Origin of the sequence: Maribacter huludaoensis (assembly GCF_029350945.1) — a bacterium.
In the GTDB taxonomy this organism is placed as follows: domain Bacteria; phylum Bacteroidota; class Bacteroidia; order Flavobacteriales; family Flavobacteriaceae; genus Maribacter; species Maribacter huludaoensis.
This window is the reverse complement of the sequence record NZ_JARKMS010000003.1, coordinates 1-24,617: the sequence shown is the minus strand read 5'-3', so window position 1 is coordinate 24,617 and position 24,617 is coordinate 1. Positions and strand designations below refer to the sequence as shown.

Below are 24,617 nucleotides of genomic sequence, written 5' to 3'. Positions count from 1 at the left end.
AATTTAAGTAGTTGGTATTTAGTAGATACGAAAGATAGGTATTTGATTTATCTACGGCAATGAAACTATGATCAATGGTATTCAATTCTACATAGCTGGTTGAAATTGGCTAATTCTGATTAAATTTACTGTACCGACAAATACTATTATCTTGAAAGAAGAAGAGCATTATTGGACAGAAAGGTATATAAATAAAGATATGGGTTGGGACATTGGCTACCCTTCTACGCCCATTAAAGAATATGCCGATCAATTAACCGATAAATCGATTCAGATTTTAATTCCGGGTGCCGGAAATGCTTACGAAGCCGAATACCTTTGGAAGCAAGGATTTACCAATGTCCATATTCTAGATATTTCCCAAATTCCGCTAAAAGAATTTAAAAAAAGAAATCCCGATTTCCCCGATGAAAACATGCACCAATCTGATTTTTTTGAGTTCAAAGGCCAATACGATCTAATTTTAGAGCAAACCTTTTTCTGCTCCTTTGTACCTACCGATGCTAATAGAAATGCCTATGCCAAACAAATGGCAAGCCTATTAAAATCTAATGGGAAATTAGTGGGACTCTGGTTCACTTTTCCCCTAACCGGTGATATGGAAAAACGACCTTTTGGCGGAAACAAAGATCTGTACATCAATTATTTATCACCCTATTTTAAAACGATCACTTTCGATCCTTGCTATAACTCCATTAAACCAAGACAAGGGAACGAGTTGTTCGGGATTTTTCAAGTTCTTTGATTGGTAGTTGGGTGTTGGTTGTTAGTTGCTCGTTGCTCGTTGCTCGGTCACTTCGGCTACGCTCAGTGACCTTGGTTTAGGAGAAACGCATGGCTCAACTATTGGTGAAAACTGAAAACTGTTTTTTGAAAACTGAAAACTGATACTGCCAACTGAACAAACTATCACTTCGGCTACGCTCAGTGACCTACTAATCATTGGTCAGTTCGAGTGAATTTCGAGGAACGAGAAATTTGTATCGAGAACCTTTATGTGTTCCAAAAATTCTCGATACCTGCCCGCCCGCAGGCAGGCAACTTTTCAGTTTCCGCTATGCTACAACTAAAAAGCCACTCGAACTGACCATTCAGCACCGTTAACTACACTGTAACCATCAACTGAAAACTGCTACTGCCAACTGAACACTGAAAACTGATCACTGGACCACAAAACTGTTAAAGGATTACGGATTCTTCAAAACTACATACTGTTAACATCCTTTTAAGAATACTTCCTTTTCTTTTCCGCTATTTTTAGAAACATAACTAACAAACCACTCAAATGACAAGAAGATTACTCTCCCTGTTGATGCTTTTCGCATCTATTTTCGTTTCTGCACAAGATTTTAAAATGGACCTGGTTCAAGACCTAAAGCCCCGTAACATTGGTCCCGGTGGTATGAGCGGCCGTGTAACCGCCATTGATGTTGTCAATGACAACCCGGATATTATGTATGTAGGTACCGCTTCTGGCGGATTATGGAAATCTACTTCCGGTGGCGTAAAATGGGAACCTATTTTTGATAAAGAAGTGACCGCATCTATTGGTGCGCTTGCTATTCAACAAAGTAATCCGTCCATAATTTGGGCTGGTACTGGTGAAGGTAACCCAAGAAATAGCTTAAACGGTGGTTACGGAGTATACAAATCCCTTGATGGTGGAAAGACCTGGAAATCTATGGGGCTTGAAAAAACCAGACATATTCATAGAATCAAAATAGACCCCATGAACCCTAACACGGTTTATGTAGGTGCTATTGGATCTCCTTGGGGAGAACACCCAGAACGCGGAGTTTTTAAGACTACCGATGGTGGCGAGACTTGGGAAAAGGTGTTGTTCGTAAATAATAAAACAGGGGTTGCAGATCTTATTATGGATCCTACCAACCCTAATAAACTGATCGCTGCTATGTGGGAACACAAGCGCGAACCTTGGTTCTTTAACTCCGGTGGCGCAGGTAGCGGACTTTACATGACCCACGATGGTGGTAAAAACTGGAAAAAATTAAGCGAGGAAGATGGCTTACCTGCCGGTGACCTGGGTAGAATTGGTGTTGCCATTGCTCCGGGAAAACCTGAAGTTATCTATGCCTTGGTTGAAGCTAAAAAGAATGCGTTGTATAAATCTGAAGATGGCGGTTTTAAATGGAAAAAAGTAAACGATAAGAGTGATATAGGTAACAGACCTTTCTATTACTCTGAAATTTACGTAGACCCAGAAAATGAAAACAGGGTATTCTCCGTATTCACCTATGTGAACGTTTCGCAAGATGGCGGTAAAAACTTTACGCAATTGATGCCGGCATACCGTGCGGATAACGGGGTACACCCCGATCATCACGCCTTTTGGATCCACCCAGAAAACGGACAGTTTATGATGGACGGTAATGATGGCGGACTCAATATCTCTAAAGATGGCGGAAAAACATGGCGATTTGTGGGCAACCTTCCCGTTGCGCAGTTCTACCATATTGCAGTAGATAATGAATATCCATATAACGTCTATGGCGGTATGCAAGATAACGGTTCTTGGAGAGGACCTGCCTATGTTTGGAAAGCACAGGGAATTCGTAATAGCTACTGGCAAGAAATTAGTTTTGGTGACGGTTTTGATGTTGTTCCAGATCCTGTAGATTCCAGATATGGGTATACCATGAGCCAACAAGGTAATGTACAACGTTTTGATCATGTAACCGGTGATAACTACATTGTACGCCCTACTCCACCAGATGCGGATACCGAATTACGTTTCAATTGGAACTCGGCCATTAGTCAAGATCCTTTTGATACCAGTACCGTTTATTTTGGTAGTCAGTTTGTACACAAGAGTACGGATAAGGCATTGACTTGGAAAGTGATTTCACCTGATTTGACAACTAACGATCCAGAAAAACAAAAGCAAAGTGAAAGTGGTGGTCTATCTATGGATGCAACCGGTGCCGAAAACCATACCACAATTTTGGTTATTGAACCCTCTGCAGTTGAAAAGGATATGCTTTGGGTAGGCTCTGATGACGGTCGTGTGCACTATACCCAAAACGGTGGAGGAACCTGGACAGAAGTAACCGCAAACATCAAAGGCTTACCAAAAGGAAGTTGGATTCCGCAAATAAAGGCATCTGCCCATAATAAAGGTGAAGCATTGTTGATCGCCAACGATTACAGAAGATTCAATTATACGCCATATGCGTACCGCACCAAAGACTATGGTAAAACTTGGACAAGAATTGTTGATGCTACAGATGTAGAAAGCTATACCCTATCTATTATTGAAGACCCTGAAAATCCTAATTTATTGTTCCTAGGTACCGATGACGGATTGTATGTTTCTTTCAATGCCGGAGAAAAATGGCAAAAATGGACCGAAGGTTTCCCAACGGTTTCTACCAAAGATTTAGCCATTCACCCAAGAGAGCAAGATTTGGTAATCGGTACATTTGGTCGTGCTGCGTGGGTTTTAGATGATATTCGTCCGTTACGGGCTCTAGCCGCAGATGTTACAATTTTAAACAAGGAAATAGAATTATTTACTCCGCCAACAGCATATCAGGCATCTTACCAACAACCTACAGGCAGTCGTTTTGGTGCCGATGGTCTTTACCAAGGTGTAAACAGAAAGTCAGGTGCTATGATTACCTATTATTTAAAGGAAGGTAAAAAAGCTGCCAAAAAGGGCAAGGGCATGAAGGGTAAAAAAGAGGATTCATCCGATGAAAAAACAGAAGAAAAAACAGATACCGTTGCGTTGACCGGAGTTCAAAAGAAAGATTCCGTTCAGTTCGATTTTTACGATGGCGATAGACTGATCCGTACTTTAAAATACAAGACTCCTGAAAAAGCAGGATTTCACAGAATCTACTGGGGAATGGATGAAAAAGGCGCGGATAGACCTTCTAGAAAAGTACAGACCAAAAAGAAAGAATCTGGCGGTTTAGACGTAAAACCAGGCACCTATACCATAAAAATGTTATACGGTGATCTGGAAGAAGAAACTACGATTACGGTAAAATCAGACCCACGTTTAGAAGTATCTCAAACAGGAATCAATGAAGCCTATGCAAACGGAAAAGAATTGGAATCATACATGCAGACAGCAGCAGATGCGGTACAGCAATTGGCAAAAAGTAAAGAGGTTGCAGAGAAGTTTCAAAAAGATCTGAAAAAAGAGGACGATAAAAAGTACAAAGAACAAATAGACGCCTCTAAAGATATCATTAAACAAATAGATTCTATCACCGCTATATATTTAGGTAAGGTCGATAAAAGACAAGGAATAACCCGTAGTAAAGAAATGACGGTAATGCAACGTATTCAAATTGCAAGGCGCTACGTAGGATCTAGAAAAACCGGTATGACGGCAACGGAAAAACAATTAATGCAATTTGCCAAAGATGATCTGCAGAGCGCGCTACAAAAAACAAATGCTTTCTTCGCCAAAGAATGGGTAGAATACCAAACTAATATGAAAAGCTTAGATATATCACCTTTTAAAGAAACAGAAGTTTTTAATTTGAATTAATATGTAAAAGTCTAACATTCTAAAAACCACTACTATGAAGTACCTAATGGCTTGCTTTGTGTTTACGCTTATGTTAAGCTGTAAAGAAGAACCTAAAAAACCTTCTATTGCAGAAACGATGAAGACCTATACCATCAAACAAATGATGGATAACGAAGCCATTGGTGGCGGTAGTTTTTCCCCTGATAATTCTAAATTACTTATCTCAAGTAATAGATCTGGTATTTACAACATGTATACGGTGCCTACAAGCGGCGGTGAATTGACTCCCGTTACCATGTCTGACAGTGCATCTGTATTCGCCATATCCTATTTTCCAAAAGATGAACGCATGTTGTTTAGAATGGATGGAAACGGTGATGAGATATTTCATATTTACGTCAGAGATCTAGACGGTACGCAGACCGACCTTACACCGGCAGAAGGTGCCCGTGCATCGTTCTACGGGTGGGCAGAAGATGATATGAGTTTTTACTATACTTCTAACGAGAGAAACCCTAGAAATGATGATATCTATGAAATGGACTTAGAAACTCTTGAGCCTACCCTGATCTATGAAAATACGGAAGGTTATAGCATTGACGGAATTTCCGAGGACAAGAAATATATAACCTTGGGCAAGCCGATCAATACCAATGATTCCGATTTGTTTATTTACACCGTCTCAGATAAAAAGCTGACCAAAATCAATGAAAATCAAAGCGCCAACAGTAGCTCTGGATTTTCCAATGATGGTTCTTCCTTGTATTATACCACAGATGATGGAGAGGAATTCTCTTATTTAATGAAGTACGATATTGCCACTGGCAACAGAGAAAAGGTGATGCAGAAAAATTGGGATATATGGGGTACCTATTTTACGGAAAACGGCACCTATCAAGTGACTTATATTAACGAAGATGCCAAGAATGTCATTGAAATAAAGAATGTTAGCACCAGTGAAAATGTTGCTCTTCCTTCTTTGGATGGTTTGGACGTAACCAGTGTAGATTTCTCAGATGATGAAAAACTAATGCGTTTTTATGCTGGTGGGTCACACACCCCTTCTAATTTGTTCGTTTATAATTTAGAAACCAAAGAACAGACCCAGTTGACCAATGTTTTAAATAGCGAAATAAATGGTGAAGACTTGGTGAACGCAGAAGTAATACGTTACAAGTCTTTTGATGGGGTTGAAATTCCTGCCATTTATTACAAGCCCCACCAGGCAAGTGCGGACACCAAAGTACCTGCCTTGGTTTGGGTTCATGGCGGACCGGGCGGACAAAGTAGACAGAACTTTAGCTCATTTATTCAATATTTGACCAATCATGGGTATGCCGTACTAGCCGTTAACAACAGAGGTAGTAGCGGTTATGGCAAAACTTTTTATCAAATGGATGATTTAAACCATGGCGATAAGGATTTAAAAGATTGTGTAGAAGGTAAAAATTGGCTTGCCCAACAGCCAGAAATAGATGCTAATAAAATTGGAATCATTGGCGGCTCTTACGGTGGTTATATGACTATGGCGGCATTGACCTATACCCCAGAAGAGTTTGCCGTTGGGGTAAATTTGTTTGGCGTAACCAATTGGGTACGAACATTAAAAAGTATACCGCCATGGTGGGAGTCTTTTAAAGATGCCTTATATAAAGAATTAGGAGACCCTTACAGTGCAGATTCCGTAAGGTTAAAAGAGATTTCCCCTTTGTTTCATACCGATAAGGTGATCAAACCCTTAATTGTTTTACAAGGTTCTCAAGATCCTAGAGTACTACAAGTAGAATCTGACGAAATTGTTGCAGGTGTAAAAAAGAACGGTGTTCCCGTAGAATACGTGCTCTTTGAAGATGAAGGTCATGGTTTCGTAAAAAAAGAAAATCAGATCGAAGCGTATAGTAGGGTTTTAGATTTTTTAGATTTGTATTTGAAGAAGGATAAAGCAACACCCATTGAAGAAGGCGATAAGTAAAGCCAAAATTTTAAGTTTCATATTAAATTAAAGAATGAAGAAAGTTTTTACGTTACTAGTATTATTAGCAACTATTAATCAAATAAATGCTCAAAGTGGTGGTACAGGAGAAGACGATTTTGGTAGTTGGTTCATGTATTTTGGAACCAATAAAATTGCCGATAAATGGAGTATACATACCGAAGCTCAATTTAGATATTATGAAATGGCTTCGAACTTTAACCAGTTGCTTCTAAGAACTGGGGTGAATTATCATATTAATCCTGATGCTATCGCTACTTTAGGCTACGGATTTATTGAAACCGATCCTACTTTTACGGAGCTTGATGAACTTGGTGTAAATACTTTAGTCGAAAACAATTCAATTTCCGAGCATCGCATATTTGAGCAATTCATTCTTAAAAATAAAGTGTGGGAATTTAATTTCGAGCATCGCTATCGTTTAGAACAGCGGTTTATACAAAACAATTTTACAGGTGATAGCAACACATTGCACAGAGCCCGTTATAGAATTCAAATGACCTTGCCCCTAACCGATATCTTTTTCTTGAATTTCTATGATGAGATTTTCATAAATCTACAAGACAGTGCATTTGGTCAAAACCGTGCCTATGCGGCACTAGGGGTTAATGTTACCGAAGATTTAAGCATGCAATTTGGTTACTTAAAAAATCACTTTACAGGGGCTAATTACGATCGCTTACAAATTGGTGTTTTTTATAACACCGATCTGCGTGGCATTTTTAAAAAGAAAGAAAAATAAACCGGAAATATATTAGATATTTTTTTGCGTAATCCGTTTCTGTTAAAATCAATTGGAATTGAGCAAAAGGTATAATTTTTAATATGTAACTTTATCAAATAACCTTTAAACACTATAAAAATGAAAATATTTAAAATTGAACTAGCGCTCTTAGCGCTGTTGTTAACCTTTAGCTGTAAAGAAGTTAAAAAAGAAGCGTCTGAAGCAAAAGAAGAAGTTGAAGATTTAATGGATGAGGCTAAAGCAGAAATGAACGATGAAGAAACTGTCGTTAAATTTATGTTGGAACCAAAAAGCGATAGTAATGTAAAAGGTGAAGTAACCTTCACGCAAGACGATGACGAGGTAGAAATGGTAGCCATGCTATCTGGCTTATCTGAAGGCGAGCATGCCATTCATATTCACCAAACGGCAGATTGTACTGCCGCAGACGGATCTTCTGCCGGTGGACACTGGAACCCGACAAATGAACCACATGGTAAATGGGGGGCAAGCGAAGGATACCATAAAGGCGATATAGGTAATTTTACAGCAGATGCCGATGGTAACGCCAAAGTTGAATTTGAAACTGATGAATGGTGTATTGGCTGTGATGATGAAAATAAGAACATTTTAGGAAAAGGGGTTATTGTACACCAAGGTGTAGATGATTACACTTCTCAACCTAGTGGTGCTGCTGGTGCACGTGTTAGTTGTGCCGGTATTATTGAATAGGGTTAATAATAGTATGGATAAAAGCTGTTCTTAGAACAGCTTTTTCTATTTTTAACCGTTACAAAATATTTAATATGCAATTAGACCTATTGGTTGATCAATTTAAAAAGAAGGACCCTTTGGCTTTCGAAAAACTATATGGCATGTATGGTGAAAATATCTGTGGAGTTATCAATACCATAGTAAAAAACGATGCATTGGCCCAAGAAATCTGTCAAGACGTATTTATAAAGATTTGGAATAACTGTGAAAGTTATAATTCTTCTAAAGGTAGATTTTTCACATGGATCCTTAACATAGCCAGAAATGCAGCTATCGATGAAATACGCAGTAGGTCGTATAAAAATGATAAAAAGAATCTTTCCGCAGATTACTTCGTAGGTATTTTACAACTCAAGGAAGAAGAAGAAAGTTCATCAGTAGACACCAAGGGTTTGAGAAACCTAGTACAGAATTTAAAGGAAAAATGTGTTCAGATCATTGAACTGTTATACTTTAGGGGATATACACAAAAAGATGCTGCAGAAGAATTGGAAATTCCCTTAGGCACTGTAAAAACAAGAAATAGAAGTTGCATTTCCCAATTACGGGAGAATATGGAGGTAAGATAGTATGGATGTAGAAAAATACATAGCATCGGGAATTTTGGAGCTTTACGTGGCCGGTATTCTCTCAGAGAAAGAAAATCTTGAGATTGCCAACTATGCCAAGGAGTATCCAGAAATAAAAAAGGAGATCGAGGAAATTGAGGCTTCAATATTAGAATTGTCCAGAAAAGCTTCACCAGGATATCATTATTCATTTAAAGCATTGATGAATAGAATAAATGGTGAGGTCAAGGTAGTTGATATTAATGAAAAACGTAGTACTCCATTCTTATCTTATATGGGTTGGGCTGCATCTGTTTTATTGGCTGTAGGACTCTTCTGGATGTATCAGCAAAATCAAGATTTAAAGTCTAATATTGAAGTCGTAGAAAAGCAGAATGTAGATTTAGAACAACAAATTGCCGATACCGATTCTTCTTTAGAACAGACCCAAAAATTATTGAATACACTTAGAGATAAGAATATTAGTGTAATCCCTTTAGGAGGGCAAGACGTTTCACCTACTTCATACGCCAAGGCGTATTGGAACAAACAAGAAGAAAAAGTATTTATAGATGCCAAAGGGCTGCCAGAACCGCCAGATGGTTTTGTTTACCAAGTTTGGTCTCTTAAACTTTCACCGCTTACACCAACTAGTATGGGACTTCTTGAAGATTTTGCAACAGATGAAAACAAAGTCTTTGCATTAAATAATCCTAATAACTCAGAGGCATTTGGTATTACCTTAGAACCTGCTGGCGGTAGTGAATCGCCAACCCTTGAACAATTGTATACCCTTGGGGTCGTCAATGCTTCATAAGATATAAAACACCTAAGGGAAAGCCTATGAGGCATATAAAGGAAACATACTTTTAAATTAGAGGCAAGCCCAGGGGTATTATATCCTTTGGCGGTAGCAATAAAAATTTATGTATTAATGGGCAGTTTTTATAAACTGCCCATTTTTTTTATTATTTTTCCACCATGGATTTAAAGAAAATTTTTGGAACGGTGCTTACCTTATTAGGAATCGGTGGGCTGGTTTATACTGCAATATTATTCGCTAATAGCAGCGGAACAACAAAACAACTTATTGTCTATGGTGTTTTAGGTGCCATTTTCTTCTTTTCGGGTATAGGACTCATAAGAAATACCAGCCAAAATTAGCCCATAGAATCAACGGTCTGTATTAACCCTGTGTAGGGCAAGACTCTTTACTAGCCATTTAGGTAAGGTCTTATTTGGATTTCTTTTCTTTAGGTTTAAATACAAACCTAGCGCTTTTAAGATAGGTACTTTATGGGTCTCTACCAATTCTATCAACGTGCCATCTGGATCTTCCATATAACTAAAATGTCCGGCGGCATCGCCCATATCAAAACTGTTGGCACTGTCTACGGTAAAAGGAGAGTTGTTCTTGATCGCCTTTTCCCTTATCACAGCCATACCAGATACATCAAAACATAGGTGAATGTAACCCAAATCGCCCCATAGCCTATTTTCAAAAATCTTGTTTGGCCTTTCATCTAACAGCTGAACAAGTTCTAGCTGCGTAGGTCCCAAAAGGTCTCCAAATCCACCAACAGACGTACGTTCTTGCTGTAATATTACTCTTCTGCACATTTTCTTATCGGTGGATAAAACTGAATCTATTGCATCGTACACCACTTTAGTATACCCCAGCATAGTAGAGTAAAAGCCCATAGATTTCGTAATATCGCTTACCCCTATAACAGCACCTAGCACTCCCCCATTTAATGAAGACTGTTTAGAGAAGGAATACATATCCTCTACCAGCTGAACACGGTTTCCAAAGGGGTCGTTAAAATAGAAATTTGGCTTATGGGTATGGTTTATCTGCGATAAATTAAGCACCCCTACTTCTTTTAAGTACGTATGCATTTTCATAAGATTACCACATCTTATCTTCATAGCGTATATACCTAAATCGCCGAATTTTATAGGATTTTCAGATGCTACGGGAATTCGGTCTTTAAATTGCCAAATTTCCAAGCCACCACCACCGGTCATGTTGAGCGATAGGTATGCTTCCCTTTTCTCAACCTTATTATTGGTGTATTGAGACATCAATGACGCAACTGCCTCATCTTCAAATAATAAAATATCAAAACCTAAATGGTTTCTATACCAATTAAATACTTTTTTGACATCTGATACTCCAATGCCTATTTGTTGAATACCGTTAATTATTTCAACCATTATATGGGGTGCGTATCAATTTATTATGAAGCGATTTTAATTTATTTCCTGGATATCCCAACTTAAAAAGTACCACTAAGATGAAATTGGACAAATTGACCCGTAAATACGAATTAGATTCATATTTACGTGCCGAAACTACCAAATCGTTCTTTATTATAGTGTAAGATATCCGCTCTTTCTTCATCCTTGCAAAAAATTCAAAATCCTCCATAAGCACCTGTTGCTCATTAAAACGCCCTAGCTGTTCAAATGCCTTTTTCCTAATGAACAGGCATTGATCCCCGCCACCCGTAAACAAGCCGTCTTTAGCCGTAAAGGCCGCGTTTATTCGCAGGTACCATTTATCCTTATCAAAACGATAAGAAAAAAATCCTGCATCATAGCCGTCTTCTAAACTTTGCAATATGTTATCAATAAATTCGGCAGGTGGTACCACATCTGCATGTAAAAAAACCAGTGTATTGCCTACTGCCAAACTAGCCGCTTCATTCATTTGAGAAGCCCTACCCTTATTCTTGCAACGCAGTATTTTTACCTTGCTACTACATTCCAGCAATTCAATATCGTCAGAATTACCGGGTGACAATGCTACAATTACTTCTACTAATTTATTATGCTCTAAAAAACATGCAATACTAAAAAGCCGCTGTAGATTATCATATTCATTATGGGCAGGTATAATTATACTGATCATATAACGGGTTGATTCGTAGAAATTTGGTTAATATTATTGTTTTGATTGGTACCAACTTGTCTTTATTTACGTAAGTTGGTCAAAATAGTTTTAATACCGGCTTTATAATTTTAAAAAAGTTAACGTAATCAATTAAACATATACTCGACCAAGGTGAAACAAACCTTTCAAATACATTCACGTAAGTAAGGTGACCTAAAACTACATTATGAAATTAAGACTATATTTTCTAGCTATTCTATTTGCATTGTCATGTACGGCCAAAACCAATTTACAGGCACAAACGGAAGCTGGCACCAATAGCGTTGACTTCAATGAGCTATCAGAATCTTTCTTACATAAAATTAAGGCAGAAGAAGATACTCAGGAAATACAAAATATTTTAGCAAATACCACCATTAAGGAATTGGATGCCGCTCTTGCCACCAATGATAAACGTTTGGCGTTTTGGTTGAATATTTACAATGCTTATATACAGGTTATTTTACAGAATAATCCTGAATTGTATGATGACCGTGGCAGTTTCTTTAAATTGGAGCAAATTAAGATTGCCGGCGCAATGGTGTCGTTTGCAAAAATTGAACACGGTCTTATTAGAAAATCTCAATGGGAATATGGTTTAGGCTATATACGTAAATGGTTCCCTAACAAATTTGAACGAAAATTAAGGGTTAAAAAACCTGTGTACAATATACATTTTGCGTTGAACTGTGGCGCCAAAGATTGTCCGCCAGTAGCCATATATGAATGGGAACGCCTACCAGAACAGTTAGCAATAGGCACAAAAAAGCACTTAGAAAAAACAAGTGAGTTCAATACAGAATCTAATGTGGTTAAGGTTACTTCATTATTCAATTGGTTTAGGGGTGATTTTGGCGGAAAAAGCGGTATTAAAAAAATCTTGAAAGAAAACGATATCATACCTTCTACAAAAGATGTAGATATTGAATACACAAACTATGACTGGACCCTATATTTGGACAATTTTATAGAATTGTAGCCATAGCATGGTGTTTTGGTTCTTTAGGTACTACTTACCCCTGCATAACAAATATTCTTATTTGGTTCTTAGTATGTTGATTAGCTAATAGAGTATTAAATTTGCACCCGAAATAGATTTATACTTTTCTATGAAGGTTAACTTTAGTTTCCTTAAAAAATTCTTTATACTAGTATTTGTCCTTTTAGGGGTATTGGCAGTATCTAAATTGGACGAACTTCAATTTTCATTCGATTTTAGCCAGTTTTTTCCTGAAGAAGACCCCGATCTGGCGTTTTACAATGATTACGTTGAAGAATTTGGTACCGACGACAATTTTCTTCTTATTGCAGTAAAGAACGAACCAAATGTATTTCAACAAGAATTTCTAACGGAATTCAAAGCATTTTCAGAAGAAAGTAACAGTTTTGTTCATGTTCTGGAAAGTAGTTCTTTAACCTCGCTTTCCTATCCGCTTAAAACTTCATTTGGCTATACCACATTGCCTATTATACATATTGATGACCCTTCCCAATACCAAAAAGATTGGAAGAAGATAAAAGAAGATTCATTATTTATAAATGTACTGATAGATGAAAATAGAAAGTCTTTGGTTTTGGCATTGGAGACCGATGATAACTTGGACTATAAGCAATCTGAACTTCTCTTAAATACTATTAGAGCATCATTAAAAAAACACAATTTACCGGATTATCATATTTTAGGTAGGGCATTTTTTTATGAAGCAATAGTTGAAATGCAAAAAAGCGAGGTGCTGACCACTACAATTGTGGCATCTATCTTAGTCTTTATCATTCTCTTATTGGTATACCGGAGTATGCCGGTAGTTCTTATCTCTGTATTTTCCATTGCCATGTCACTGTTACTGTTTATGGGATTATTGGGGTGGCTTGGCAAAGAGCTCAATGCAATGGCCGCTTTTTACCCGGTTCTTATGCTTATTGTTGGTACAAGTGACGTCATACACCTAACGGACAGTTACATTCGTAAATTACAGACAGGTATACCACGATATAAAGCAATTACCTCTTCCCTTAAAGAAGTGGGCATGACTACCCTACTCACCTCTATAACCACAGCAGTGGGTTTTGTAACCTTACTATCATCTAGGCTGGTGAGTATTCAAGAATTTGGTATCAATGCGGCAATAGGTGTTCTTGTAGCCTACATAACCGTTATTTTCTTAACAGGTTCCCTACTAATTTTTCTTCCTGAAAAATCATTGATCGGGCGTAAAAGTATCTCTGAGAATTGGGTAAACTATCTTTTAAAAGTTAATACGTTTACCAAAAATTATCCAAAAGCTATTTTAATGGGAACCGTGGTTTTCACCGGTCTTTGTGTTTTGGGTATTTACTTGGTACAAACCAACCAAGAATTAAAGAATACCCTACCGGCCAAAAGTAAAATTGCCAATGATTTTAATTATTTTCAAAATAACTTTTCCGGCTTTAGGCCCTTGGAAATTGCAGTTATGAGCACTGAAGGCAATAAGGTCACTGATTTTAAAGTGGCTGTAGAAATTGAAAAGCTACTGGTTTATTTAAAGACTTTTAAAAGTATTGGTAACGTACAATCTGCCAACCTACCGTACAAAATCTTTAATAAGGCCAACAACCTAAATAAATCTAGCTATTTTTCTTTGCCCAATGATGAAAGAACATTTTTAAAATATCAAAAAGACACACGTAAGTTTGCTCGTAAACAGTTGGCTAAATTTGTAAATACCGATGAAACTATTGCCCGTATTAACGGTAGATTACAAGATATAGGTACGGATAACCTGAAAATTATCTATAACGATATCGATTTATTCGCCAAAACAAAATTAGACACCACACTACTTACAATAAAAGTAACGGGCAAAAGTATTCTGTTGGATAAAAATTCAGAATACATAAGAAGTAGTCTTCTTGAAGGTTTACTTTATGGCCTATTACTGATCGGGGTAATCATGGCTTTTGTTTTTAAGGATATAAAAATCTTTCTTATTTCACTTGTACCTAACGTTCTACCCATATTATTTGCCGGTGGTATGCTAGGTTTTTTAGGAATTCCGTTAGAAGCCTCACTCTCAGTGGTATTCGCCATTGTATTTGGTATTGCCGTTGACGACACCATTCACTTTCTAGGTAAGTACAAATTGGGTATTAGCCAAGGTCTGGATAAGGAAGCCGCCCTTGAGAAAACCTTTGCGCAAACCGGTAGAGCCCTGGTAATTACAACTATTATTCTTTTCTTCGGCTTTATGGTAATGTTATTTTCCATACATCAGCCTAGTGTAACCATAGGATTGATCATAAGTGTAACCTTAGTAACAGCTTTGATACTAGATCTACTATTATTACCGGTACTACTTAGAAAATTAATTTAGATTGAATTATTTGTACGGTCTAATGTCTTTTGCAAAGACCGGTAGGCTAAAATGGTTTTTCCGACCATTAAAATCATTAAGCTAATCCATAATGTAAAGAGTAGGTATTCCATAACACTAATTGGTTTACTTGGTTACTAATTTTAGTTCATTTATTTAAGATGCTGGGGCATTTTAAATGTATTTGGTCGGTAAATATATGCATTTCATCTATCCGCCTGTTAAAAAAAACCAAATTTTCGATGAAATGCGTAATAATAACAACGCCACGACTTTACATCGTGGCGTTGAAAAAAAAAAACAATCCAACCTAAAACAAACATGAAATGAAACTAATTGGGCTAACAATTACAAATCATGAATTTGCTTTTCCATACCAGGACCCAGTTCATAAATGGCCCCTATTAATTCTCCTTTAATCTCCTTTACCCTTACCTCTTTTCCGTTTGCCTTGTATACCTCGGCAGCTTGGTAAAGCAGCGCAGGTTCAAATGTTTTTCCGTATACGTAAGTATCCATAATCTTCATAGCCTGTTCTTTGTCCCCATTTTTAAGGAGGCTATAGCCCAACCAACTGTAAGATTCCGGTGTGGGTCTATTTTCCACTTCTTGTTGTGCCAAAATCAATGCGCTGTCATATTGTTTGGTCTCACCAATATATAAACCAAGATTATAGGCATTATACATATCACCATAAGCGGTATTCTTTACCCTGGTAAAATACTCGTCCAAATTTTTAGTTCGTACAATGTCATCACCAATATGATCCGCTATTTCTGCTTTTAATAAGTAATAATCCGGTGCGCTATAGGTTTGGGTCACTGAATCTAAAATTCTAATGGCCTCCTGTGCATTCTTGTCATTAGAGAATACGATCCAAGCAATACCTTTTTTGGCGTATGCGTTGTTATTATCTATTTCCAATGCCTTTAAAAATTGATGATATGAATCTTCTATTCTACCTGCGTGACCATAATAGTCACCTAAATTAGTATAGCTCCACAGCATTAAATCTTTATTTTTCGATAGTTCTGCCTTTGCTCTTGCCTTTTCCATAAAACTAATGGTAGTATCTAAATCGCCTTTATAATCGTTCCATTTTGCCAAACGAATCATATAACCGAAATCTGACATGTTTTTTAAGCTATCTAAATACTGCTCAGCCAATGGGTAATTACCCAATTCCATATGAACATCGAAATAGAGACTTTGGGTTTCACTTTTTCCCCCACCTATTGCCGCTGCAGAATCTGCCAATTGCAACGCTTCTTTAAAACGATGCTGTGATATGTAATTTCTTGCTAGAGCCCTATAAAAACCCGGTTTACCAATATTGGCAATATCTACGGCTCTTTTTAAACTTTTTTCAGCCTTCTTTAAAAACGCTATATCACCAGTTTGTTGAAAATACCTGTTGTACTCCCCGCCTACTACACCAAAACTGGTTAGCTGCATACTATCTGGTCTTATTTTAGAATTCCAAAGGTCAAAATATTTTGATGTCGTTCTTATCTCGTTAGCGACCAAGAACTTATTGTAATCTTCTTTCTTTGCAATTGCATCATGATTCTTAGTATTACAAGATGATACCAGTAACACTACTATTAATAGCTTTATTAATTTCATAAGGTTGTTTTTTTGTGGATCGCTTAAAATAGGGAGAGCTTTTCAACTCTCCCTTCCCTTCTCTTTCATAAACAATTTAGGGATGTGCCGATCTTACCTACCGTTAACAATAAGCAAGGTGAAGGCAACTTCTTATTCTGGTGCTCCCAAATATGGGAAAGTAGTACCTATAGTGGCCGTTAGCCCAACGCCATCTGAGGTTAATCTAGGTAAATCTGCCATACCATCACCATCGGTATCTTGACCACTAAAACGGTCTCCTTCCATACCACCGAACAATAAAATCAATGAAACATCAATAACATCATCTTGTGGAGTTCTACCTGTCAAAGCAACTTCATCACCATCTGGAACCAAAATTCTACCGTCATCATCTGCATCTGTACCAGGGTTAAAGTATGTTGTTGGCAAGTTTGGTGCAACTTCTAAAACATCGGCAGCCAAGTAACCTGTTAATGTAGGCGCATCTAAACCTAATATGTTGTTTTCATAGTTTACATCTGCAGGATCAGCTCCTAAAATGTTAGCGTACACATCATGATATGCCTCTAACCTAGCTTCAAAATCTGCTTGAAAATTAGCTGCCATTTCTGAAGGAACAGACACGTTATGCGCATCTTTAATATCACCATCTGCACTCAGTACCGTATTGATACCTGGTCTACCCATAAAATCTACTTGGGCATAAGTACCTGTAAAGTCTGGCTCCATTGGTTCCATAGCATCTTCACACGGGGTACATGTACCACCACAATCTACCCCGGTTTCATCACCGTTCATAATACCATCATCACATGTTGGTGTAACCACTACTGGTGTATTGTCATCATCATTGCTACAAGAAGCTAATGCGGCTACTGCCAAAAGAGACAAAAACGTATATTTTATATTTTTAAATTTCATCTTACTATTTTTTAAAAAGTTATTATTGCTTAACATTTGTAGTTACCCAAGTCTTATATACTTCTAGACCCAAAGCATTTTGTCCCGTTGTAGTTCCTAAAAGACTATTAGGAATTTCAACAACTATGGCCATTGTATTGGCGCCATCAAAAGTATCGACTGCAGTTTCATCGTCATCATCTGTAGAATCTGGATCACCAGCTGGTTTAAAACCTAAAGGGGCCGTACCACCAATTACTTCATTGAACTGAAAGAAGTCAAAGAAAAAAGCATCTTGTCTAGGACCTGCAAATAAAGAAACTCCACTATCCGTGGTTTCTACAATAGCAGTTTCAGCAGAAATGTCAACTGAACCTAATGGCGCATCTACCATTACTGAACCGTTCAAACCTGTTTCACTTGGTGCAACCGGACCAAAAAAGTACATTTTACCATCTCTTGGTATGGCTTGTATTACCAAATCTTCTACCAAATCATTATCGGTATCAATATTTATTTCCAGTAATACATTTTCATCGAACGTACCATAAGCCAAATCTGGCAGTACATTAGATTGAAGATCAACCGCAAAAACGGTGTTGTCCGAACCTTCAGTAGGTTCAAACGCATAAAAATCGGCGATATCTGCCGTGGTTCCCATAGAGCTAGGCGCATCAATATGATCTGCCGCCACTAAAAGACCTCCTACTAGGGCTAAAGCCCCAAGTCCCATAAACAATTTTGATTTTTTCATTATCTCTTTTTTTAGATTAGAATCACCCTTACTTACGGAGATAAAAATGGAAGGTTCATTTTTTCTTAAAAAAAATTAAATTATGTTCCAATTCCTTAAAATTCAAATCATCAAAAAAACCATTTATAGTATAGAAGTACTTATTTATAAAGAAGTTTAAACTAATAATTAGCTAACTTTGCGGTGTTAAATTATTAAGATTATGAACCCATCTTCCTCTGGTTGGATTGAGAAATATGGTTCGTTGGTGCAAAAACACCAAGATGCATTCCCAACTTTTGAAGCGCTATACGCTACCCTTAAGAAAAGTGGTTTTGTATATGGTCTAAATGCCAGCATACCGGAGTTTATAGATTTGGAGCATACCCTTTCTGAAGATGAGAAGGCAAAAATTAATTTACTGCATGCCCTATTTTTTACCTATCGCCTAGAAGGGGGCGAAGAATATTCGGTCTTTATTGAGCAGGTTTTTAAGTTCTATGAAATACTTAATATTAGTAGAGCAGGTTTTTTTGACAAATGGTTTACCGGTAACAAGACGTCTGCCAAGCTTGAAAAACTGATGACCTCTAGAATATACATTGAAGATAATATTATCAGTAAAACGTTTAATAGCCTAATCACCAATTCTTTATTATTTATTGACGTATTACTTTTTAAACATTTCTTAAACAATACTATTGCTTTAAAGGAGAAGGCTGAAGAAATTGAGTACCTAGCCATAAACATTGCCTATGATGCCCTTAGTTCTAGGGAGTTGAATAGGAATGACAATAAACTTTCCCAATTACTGGCTTCTTCTTTGACCTATATTAGTTGTGCGGAGAACAGCTTTGATGGTAATTACCGAGAAAGGTTGGTCAACAACAAGAACAAATGGGAAAACCTATATTTATTGGATATGGCCTGTTTAACCGTTTGGGAGGATCATTCTTTGGATTATACCGAATCTGAATTTATTTTTGGTATAGGAGAAGATCTTGGCTTTGATCGTACCGTTATCTCTACATCTATTACGGACGTTACCCAATTCTTTAAATTGAATTTTGATATTATTCCTTATTTAAAAGAAAAGAATTTAGCCCAGCAGTTTTACGATAGTATGGGTAAAATTGTTAAAAAGCTAATACTACGCAACAGTAAGCGTCTGCTTAAAGAACTTTCGCAAAGTGCGGAATTGGTAGCCTTACTTTCAAAGTCTACCATACGTGACCTAAGTGATGAAGAAAAGAAAAAGGTTCAAAATCAATTGTTGGATATTTTTAAGAGCATCCCGTCTTTAGCTATTTTCATTCTGCCTGGTGGTGCAATTTTGCTTCCAATTTTCATTAAACTCATACCTAAGTTATTACCATCGGCATTTGATGAGAACAGAATTGATGATGAAGAGGAAGATTTATACCGTAAGTAACTTACATTCTGATAACCATGTTACCTACTCTAACCAAAGCTTAAAGTCTTTTACCTTTTCCCTGCTCACAATTATTTCGTGGTCCGCATTATTGTTCAACTTGATCTGTAATCTTGAATTTGTATAGGATACAATATCCTTTATATGCTCTATATTCACAAAAAACTTTCTGCTTACCCTGAAGAACACTTGTGGTTTCAATTCTTCTTCCAACTGTTCTAAAGTAGTATCCAACAAATAATTACGGCCATCTTTAGTGGCTGCGTAGGTACCTTTGTTCTCGCTATAAAAACACTCTACATCTTCTGCATTAATAATTTTTAAATGCTGGCCCACCTTGGCGGTAAAGCGCTTTTTGTATTCACGCTCCAACGGATTTACCAATAGCTTTTTAATATCTTCAAAGTCTAATGCTATCTTACTTGGCTCATTATCAGATTTGAACATTTTCCTGTATTTATTCACTGCCTGTTCCAAATCTTCGTCATCAATAGGCTTTAGCAAGTAGTCTATACTGTTCAACTTAAATGCTTTTAATGCATACTCGTCAAACGCCGTTGTAAAGATGATGGCGCTATGTACCTCTATAACATCAAAAATTTCAAATGATAGACCGTCGGATAATTGAATGTCCAAGAATATTAAATCTGGGTGTTCATTGGTCTGAAACCAATCTATTGCTTCCTCTACGGAATGTAACATTGTAGAAACGGATAGGTCCAAACTTTCTAACATTCTACCTAGCCTACGTGCTGCCGGTTTTTCATCTTCAATTATAATGGTCTTCATGGTCTGGTTTTATGGTATTTATAGAATATTGTGCTTAATCTTAGTTGGAATTGATATACTTCTTAATCTTACGTTCTTCCCATTTCTTAATGTACCAAGATATGTTACCTAAAACAAAAATTGCGTGAATGGCCAGTATAATTCCCCAAACAATGGTGGTGCCATATACGTTCCAATTTATCCAATCTAAAAACTCAGGATTGCCCAATGCATCTTTACTTACCAATATAAAAACAAACTTATGTCTCAAAAAGTATAAAATGACGTTTATAATGAGAAAAACCAATAGATGGTTATAAAGGCGCTTTATACTTTCCACTTTCGCCTTTGCCCTTTCATATTTTGACAACCTTTGGTAATCTTCGTTTACAAAGTTGCCGTCCGCTAGATTAGTTTCCATATTATCTATATTTTTCTGCATCCCTTTTATCCTGCTCTACATATTTACTGATCTGGCGCTGTTCCCAATCTTTACTAAAGAAAGGATTGAAGCCAAAAACCCTTGCGGCGTGAAATGCCAAACCTATACCCCAGAAAAACGGAGTTGAAAAAGTACCAATGTTGAACAAAGCTTCTGAAAACGATGCTCCACCAGACATAATACCCATTATTGTAATGGTCATAAGAAATAAATTTACCAGTACGTAAACTAGCAAGTGAATGTAAAACCCTTTCAATTCTTTGACTTTTTTTTGAGCTCTGGCCAATTTATCCGATTGTTCAAATTCGTTTAGTTCCATCTTTGTTTATTTTCTTCTTGTTGTAAAAACTCCTGTAATTTTCTTTCTTCCCAATCGCGATTCATAAACGGATTCAAGTTAAAGATTTTATTCGCTTTAAAAAACAAGCTAATGCTAAAACCGAATACTACCCAAAGAAACCAAGCATACTCCCATTCGTTAAGGTAATAATTTAACGCTGCAACCAGTATTATAGTGACAACGGCCGAAGCTACCTTGCCATAAAATTCCTTGATTTCCTCTACTCTTAATTTTGCCTTATTATATTTTGTGTTTTCCATGATCTTCAGTTTATTAAGTTATAGTTCTTGCATGTATTGTTTGATCTTTCTCTCTTCCCAGTTCTTGCTGAATAACGGATTGTAACCGTAGGCATATAGACCGTTCATAATTACCCCGAAGCCCCAGCCCAAAGCCGGAAAAATTACCCAAGGAAAATTAGTTGTTGAATAATTGATATATGCCAAAATTGGAATTACGATGCAGTATGCCAATAAGTTGCCATAAAAACCTTTTATAGCTTCTACTTTTTCTTTTGCCTTTTGATATTTGTAAGTATCGTTATTTGTAAATTCTGTTTCCATCTTTATAAGTTTTAGGTTACTATTATTTGATTATTATATTTCAAATTTCGGCAGATAACCCAGGTTTTAAAAAAATGAAATACCCAATTGTAATTTTTAATGACTGAATTGTTGAAAGAGGTATTTATAGCCCAAAAACTTTAAAAGCCATACTATTTTATTGTACTATCATTTTGTTCTTGCTCTGTTTTTTAAGGGTATAAAAGCTGTTTGGAGGCTATGATGCATTTTTAATAGATACCGGTAATTTTGATGGTTAGAAACAAAAATTACCTTCTGGGAGTGTAAATAGCTCTTTTGCATAAAAAGGAAATGCAGAGATAATTTATCAATAAATTCAGCCGCAAACTTTACATCAACGCCTCTTTACATTAAAACGTAAATAAAACTGATATTCAAATTATTGTGCACCCTGATTTTTTGGCCGTTTGTGGTTACGCTATATTGGCTATAAAAAAGACAACACCTTCATAACTGCTATATATCTAGTTGGAAGAACTATTGGGTATACTATAAATTGATGATATTGCCGGCAAGCACGGAACGCTGTAGTTCAATGACATTTTATTCTCTTAGGATAGTTTTACGGAACTGGGCTAAAATATATTTAGAAGTTATCCTTCTCCATCAATTCCTTGATTTTTTTCTCTTCCCAATTCTTTCCGAACAAAGGGTTATATCCGTATGCCTTTAATCCGTGGGCTATTAGGCCTATTCCCCAACCAACAGCAGGAAAAATGACCCATGTAAAACTGGTGGTTCTATAATTTATAAATGCCAGAACAGGAATAACGATACAGTACGAAGTTAGGTTACCATAAAACCCTTTTATTTCCTCTACACGTTTTTTGGCTTTTTCATAGCGCTTGGCACTAATATGTGAATCTTGTGTTTCTCTAAAAGATATAGTGCTGGTCAACATTGGCAGCCTTACCTTAAACTCGTTCAAGGTCTTAAAAATTTGCATTTCCTTTTTTGTCAATATTGCGTAGCGCTGACGTATATTCTGCAACCCCACGCCACTACTCTTTTTTACTACTTGCTTTTCTTGAAGGTTATTGGTAACGTATAAATATCCATCTTCCTCATATATTTTAATATGTAATGGCTTAGATGATGTTACTACGTTATGCTTTACCGCATTTTCTAATAGTAGTTGTAATGATAGTGGCACTATTTTGGCTTCTGGATCCGTTGCTTCATCCGGAATTTCAAATATGATACTATCTTCAAAACGCATTTTTAATAATCGTACATAGGTTCTGGCGAACTTTAGTTCTTCATCTACGGAAATTAGATTTTTGCTCTTTTGCTCTAACACATATCTGTATACTTTAGATAATGACGTAGTAAACTTTTGTGCCTGTATGGGGTCTTCTTCAATTAAGCTTGTTAACACGTTTAAGCTATTGAACAAAAAGTGGGGATCTAGTTGGTTCTTTAAGGCATCGAACTTTGCAGATGCCGAGCCGGCTATAATTTTCTGCTCTTTAACTTTGGTATCTTGTAGTGCTTTATAGAAATAAAAGGCATGTAAGAATAAGGAAACTACCAAAGTTACCAATAAGGCATAGAAATAATACTCTACTCTTTCCTCTGCTACAAACTCTTTAAAACTGTGCCCAAAAATGTAAACCTCGGTAAATGCTCGTACCAGACCAAATGTACATACGGTTAGTATTATTGAGCCTGCAGCACCGTACCATAAGCGTTTTTGGGTTTCATTCTCCCAAGTATATTTTTTAGAGATATAGTCGCTGAAATACATGTTTACAATAGAAAGTGCAAAAGAGTAAAGAAAGGCTATTCCCGAAAATTGCAATTCACTATATAATGTTTTGCTTTCCCAATCAGATAAAAGCAAACGAACTAATTCCATAACCAGCGTTATGATAATTGCCGTTCTTACCACCTTTAAAAAACTACCCATGTACCTTTTTCTTTTATTGCTTTCTAATTTTTAAAATTAGGGATTTCATTTTAGAAGTATACCTCTTTCTAATAATACCCCGGTCAAAAGCAAACATGAAGACTTTTCTTCCAAATCAAAAAAAATAGGGTCCCAATTGTATTTTTTCGGTACTAAACTGTAGTGACAACCAATTGTTATGATTCTTATTATTGCTTTTCATATTTAAATAGATGTAAGTTTGTACAATTTTTCTTTCTTAAACTGTAAAAATCTTATAGATTTAAAAATTCATATATATATGATATATGTGCAATTGTGCATATATACAATTGTTGTAACCAATTTAAATGACTTCTTCAAAATTTATAAACATAGTTCTTAAAGCTGTCCGAAGTTTTTGGGTAATTGTACTTATTGGGTTTTTTGGAATAATAATCGCAATTGGAGTTCTATTCAATCAAGTTAATGAGGACAATGAGTTTGGTAGTTATAAAATTCCAGAAAATCTAGCCCATATGAAAAAAACTATGGAGGGGTTTTCAAAAACCGAAATGGATTCATTAAAACTACTTAAACCTGAAACCGAAAAACTAATAATTACGGGAACAGGTTATGGAGGATATACTTTCTATTATTGGCATAAATCAAAACAACCAGGTAATCTATATATCAGAGGTTTTGAATCACAAAGAGAAGTAGAACTAATGGAAAAGGAATTACCAAAAAGAACTAGAAAAACCGTTGTAAGCGCTGATGGAAATTACCATTTGTATACATCTGAAACAGCAATCCATGAAGGGACTTTCGAAAAATTTTATCCCGCAAGATTTGAACTATGGTTTGAATCTGAAAATGGAAAAGAAAAAGAAAAACTAACGGAGATAGAATATCTAATAGATGGCTGGGACCGCTAAAAAATATGAAATTGTACGCGGAAAAACTGGTTACAACAAAACCTAAACGTAATGCGGACTTTAGAGCTAAAACGAATGGTCTGTGTATATTTATAGAGTCGCTAAATCTTATGGATTTAGCTTTGAACAAGAAAAAATAAAACTAAACAATAAGCTTTAGCTTCGTGCGCAGAC

Annotated in this window: 23 protein-coding genes; 12 read left to right on the top strand and 11 right to left on the bottom strand. The window is 36.5% G+C overall.

What is annotated here, in order from left to right; all coding sequences use genetic code 11:
* The first annotated feature begins 151 nt into the window (after positions 1 to 151).
* The 8 genes from PXC01_RS09980 (at position 152) to PXC01_RS09945 (ending at position 9,707) form a co-directional block, all read left to right on the top strand.
* A complete protein-coding gene (locus PXC01_RS09980; RefSeq protein ID WP_338089463.1) occupies positions 152 to 745 on the top strand; it encodes a methyltransferase domain-containing protein in 594 nt (197 codons plus the stop codon).
* A 540-nt stretch (positions 746 to 1,285) separates the two neighbouring features.
* Positions 1,286 to 4,522, top strand: a complete 3,237-nt coding sequence (locus tag PXC01_RS09975; RefSeq protein ID WP_276472154.1) for a VPS10 domain-containing protein — start codon at positions 1,286 to 1,288, stop codon at positions 4,520 to 4,522.
* 34 nt (positions 4,523 to 4,556) lie between these two features.
* The gene (locus tag PXC01_RS09970) at positions 4,557 to 6,476 is read left to right on the top strand and encodes a S9 family peptidase (protein WP_276472153.1); all 1,920 of its coding nucleotides are present in this window, start codon (positions 4,557 to 4,559) and stop codon (positions 6,474 to 6,476) included.
* Positions 6,477 to 6,510: 34 nt separating this feature from the next.
* A complete protein-coding gene (locus tag PXC01_RS09965) occupies positions 6,511 to 7,239 on the top strand; it encodes a DUF2490 domain-containing protein (RefSeq protein ID WP_276472152.1) in 729 nt (242 codons plus the stop codon).
* 120 nt (positions 7,240 to 7,359) lie between these two features.
* The gene (locus PXC01_RS09960; RefSeq protein ID WP_276472151.1) at positions 7,360 to 7,953 is read left to right on the top strand and encodes a superoxide dismutase family protein; all 594 of its coding nucleotides are present in this window, start codon (positions 7,360 to 7,362) and stop codon (positions 7,951 to 7,953) included.
* 74 nt (positions 7,954 to 8,027) lie between these two features.
* Positions 8,028 to 8,564 carry an RNA polymerase sigma factor gene (locus PXC01_RS09955; protein ID WP_276472150.1) on the top strand — a complete coding sequence of 179 codons (537 nt, stop codon included), beginning with the start codon at positions 8,028 to 8,030 and terminating at the stop codon, positions 8,562 to 8,564.
* Position 8,565: 1 nt separating this feature from the next.
* Positions 8,566 to 9,360 carry an anti-sigma factor gene (locus PXC01_RS09950; RefSeq protein WP_276472149.1) on the top strand — a complete coding sequence of 265 codons (795 nt, stop codon included), beginning with the start codon at positions 8,566 to 8,568 and terminating at the stop codon, positions 9,358 to 9,360.
* Between the two features lie 164 nt (positions 9,361 to 9,524).
* The gene (locus PXC01_RS09945; protein ID WP_058103114.1) at positions 9,525 to 9,707 is read left to right on the top strand and encodes a hypothetical protein; all 183 of its coding nucleotides are present in this window, start codon (positions 9,525 to 9,527) and stop codon (positions 9,705 to 9,707) included.
* Between the two features lie 9 nt (positions 9,708 to 9,716).
* Here PXC01_RS09945 and PXC01_RS09940 read toward each other — a convergent pair whose 3' ends face one another.
* Together PXC01_RS09940 and PXC01_RS09935 are read right to left on the bottom strand one after the other, a co-directional pair.
* Positions 9,717 to 10,760 carry a VOC family protein gene (locus PXC01_RS09940; RefSeq protein ID WP_276472148.1) on the bottom strand — a complete coding sequence of 348 codons (1,044 nt, stop codon included), beginning with the start codon at positions 10,758 to 10,760 and terminating at the stop codon, positions 9,717 to 9,719.
* A complete protein-coding gene (locus PXC01_RS09935; protein WP_276472147.1) occupies positions 10,753 to 11,457 on the bottom strand; it encodes a glycosyltransferase in 705 nt (234 codons plus the stop codon). The genes PXC01_RS09940 and PXC01_RS09935 overlap by 8 nt, the downstream gene beginning before the upstream one ends.
* Positions 11,458 to 11,665: 208 nt before the next feature.
* Between PXC01_RS09935 and PXC01_RS09930 the strand changes: the two genes are divergently transcribed.
* Both PXC01_RS09930 and PXC01_RS09925 read left to right on the top strand, forming a co-directional pair.
* Positions 11,666 to 12,457, top strand: a complete 792-nt coding sequence (locus PXC01_RS09930; protein WP_276472146.1) for a DUF547 domain-containing protein — start codon at positions 11,666 to 11,668, stop codon at positions 12,455 to 12,457.
* Positions 12,458 to 12,587: 130 nt separating this feature from the next.
* On the top strand, positions 12,588 to 14,831 hold the full coding sequence (locus tag PXC01_RS09925) for an efflux RND transporter permease subunit (protein ID WP_276472145.1): 2,244 nt from the start codon (positions 12,588 to 12,590) through the stop codon (positions 14,829 to 14,831).
* Positions 14,832 to 15,179: 348 nt separating this feature from the next.
* On the opposite strand, the gene PXC01_RS09920 is transcribed toward PXC01_RS09925, so the two are convergent.
* The 3 genes from PXC01_RS09920 to PXC01_RS09910 form a co-directional block, all read right to left on the bottom strand.
* Positions 15,180 to 16,457: a tetratricopeptide repeat protein gene (locus PXC01_RS09920; RefSeq protein WP_276472144.1), complete on the bottom strand. Its 1,278-nt coding sequence runs from the start codon at positions 16,455 to 16,457 to the stop codon at positions 15,180 to 15,182.
* A 132-nt stretch (positions 16,458 to 16,589) separates the two neighbouring features.
* Positions 16,590 to 17,360 (bottom strand): DUF4331 family protein, encoded by a 771-nt coding sequence (locus PXC01_RS09915; protein ID WP_276472143.1) that lies wholly within the window; start codon positions 17,358 to 17,360, stop codon positions 16,590 to 16,592.
* A 22-nt stretch (positions 17,361 to 17,382) separates the two neighbouring features.
* Complete coding sequence (locus tag PXC01_RS09910) at positions 17,383 to 18,093, bottom strand: DUF4331 family protein (protein ID WP_058103121.1); 711 nt, start codon at positions 18,091 to 18,093, stop codon at positions 17,383 to 17,385.
* Positions 18,094 to 18,295: 202 nt separating this feature from the next.
* Between PXC01_RS09910 and PXC01_RS09905 the strand changes: the two genes are divergently transcribed.
* Positions 18,296 to 19,504 carry an LETM1-related biofilm-associated protein gene (locus tag PXC01_RS09905; protein ID WP_276472142.1) on the top strand — a complete coding sequence of 403 codons (1,209 nt, stop codon included), beginning with the start codon at positions 18,296 to 18,298 and terminating at the stop codon, positions 19,502 to 19,504.
* 24 nt (positions 19,505 to 19,528) lie between these two features.
* On the opposite strand, the gene PXC01_RS09900 is transcribed toward PXC01_RS09905, so the two are convergent.
* The 6 genes from PXC01_RS09900 to PXC01_RS09875 form a co-directional block, all read right to left on the bottom strand.
* Entirely contained in the window at positions 19,529 to 20,293 is a 765-nt protein-coding gene (locus tag PXC01_RS09900; protein WP_276472141.1) for a LytR/AlgR family response regulator transcription factor, read from the bottom strand.
* Between the two features lie 40 nt (positions 20,294 to 20,333).
* Entirely contained in the window at positions 20,334 to 20,693 is a 360-nt protein-coding gene (locus tag PXC01_RS09895; RefSeq protein WP_276472140.1) for a 2TM domain-containing protein, read from the bottom strand.
* 1 nt (position 20,694) lies between these two features.
* On the bottom strand, positions 20,695 to 21,033 hold the full coding sequence (locus PXC01_RS09890) for a 2TM domain-containing protein (protein ID WP_276472139.1): 339 nt from the start codon (positions 21,031 to 21,033) through the stop codon (positions 20,695 to 20,697).
* Positions 21,024 to 21,314, bottom strand: coding sequence for a 2TM domain-containing protein (locus PXC01_RS09885; protein WP_276472138.1), 291 nt, complete (start codon positions 21,312 to 21,314; stop codon positions 21,024 to 21,026). The genes PXC01_RS09890 and PXC01_RS09885 overlap by 10 nt, the downstream gene beginning before the upstream one ends.
* Positions 21,315 to 21,332: 18 nt before the next feature.
* Entirely contained in the window at positions 21,333 to 21,617 is a 285-nt protein-coding gene (locus PXC01_RS09880) for a 2TM domain-containing protein (RefSeq protein WP_276472137.1), read from the bottom strand.
* Positions 21,618 to 22,224: 607 nt separating this feature from the next.
* Positions 22,225 to 23,547 (bottom strand): 2TM domain-containing protein, encoded by a 1,323-nt coding sequence (locus tag PXC01_RS09875; protein ID WP_276472136.1) that lies wholly within the window; start codon positions 23,545 to 23,547, stop codon positions 22,225 to 22,227.
* A gap of 329 nt (positions 23,548 to 23,876) precedes the next feature.
* Between PXC01_RS09875 and PXC01_RS09870 the strand changes: the two genes are divergently transcribed.
* A complete protein-coding gene (locus tag PXC01_RS09870; protein ID WP_276472135.1) occupies positions 23,877 to 24,443 on the top strand; it encodes a hypothetical protein in 567 nt (188 codons plus the stop codon).
* Positions 24,444 to 24,617 lie beyond the last annotated feature (174 nt).